Origin of the sequence: Pseudomonas brassicae (assembly GCF_010671725.1) — a bacterium.
GTDB lineage: Bacteria > Pseudomonadota > Gammaproteobacteria > Pseudomonadales > Pseudomonadaceae > Aquipseudomonas > Aquipseudomonas brassicae.
This window is the reverse complement of record NZ_JAAHBU010000211.1, coordinates 1-823: the sequence shown is the minus strand read 5'-3', so window position 1 is coordinate 823 and position 823 is coordinate 1. Positions and strand designations below refer to the sequence as shown.

The 823-nt window shown below is 64.4% G+C and carries 1 pseudogene; it reads left to right on the top strand.

Features of this window, described 5'->3' with window-relative positions:
- Window positions 1-19: 19 nt before the first annotated feature.
- Window positions 20-737 (top strand): annotated as a pseudogene (locus G3436_RS15325) (phasin family protein); the annotation flags it as partial.
- Window positions 738-823 lie beyond the last annotated feature (86 nt).

The following is an 823-nucleotide window of genomic DNA, read 5'->3' as shown; positions in this document are numbered from 1 at the left end:
AAACAATAAGGAGAGCGGGATGGCTGGCAAGAAGACTACTGAGAAAGAGAGCAGCTCCTGGGTTGGGGGGATCGAAAAGTACTCCCGCAAGATCTGGCTGGCTGGTTTGGGTATCTACTCCAAGATCGATCAGGACGGCAGCAAACTGTTCGACACCCTGGTCAAGGACGGTGAGAAAGCTGAAAAGCACGCCAAGAGCAGCGTCGACTCGGCCAAGGCTTCTGCCAAGTCCGCGACCTCGCGGGTGGGCGACGTGAAAGACCGCGCACTGGGCAAGTGGAGCGAACTCGAAGAGGCCTTCGACAAAGCGCCTGAACAGTGCCATCTCGCGCCTGGGCGTACCCAGCCGCAACGAAGTCAAGGCGCTGCACCAGCAGGTCGACACGCTGACCAAGCAGATCGAGAAACTGACCGGTGCCTCGGTCAAGCCGGTCTCGGCCAAGGCGGCGGCCCCCAAGGCGGCCAAACCGCTGGCTAAGGCCGCGGCCAAGCCAGCAGCCAAACCGGCCGCAGCAAAAACCGCAGCGGCCAAGCCAGCGGCGAAAGCAGCGGCCAAACCTGCCGCCAAGCCGGCAGCAGCGAAAAAGCCAGCGGTGAAAAAAGCCCCGGCCAAGCCTGCTGCCGCCAAGCCGGCAGCGGCGCCAAGTGCCAGTGCGGCACCTGCGCCAAGCCCGGCGGCGAGCGCGGCACCGGCAGCGTCGGCGGCATCTGCAGCCGCAGCCGCAAGCCCGGCCAGCCAGGCCTGAGTTCAGGCGGCTGTACAGAAAACGCCCGGCCTGTGTGCCGGGCGTTTTTATGTGTATCGCCTGTACTGCCCCCCTTC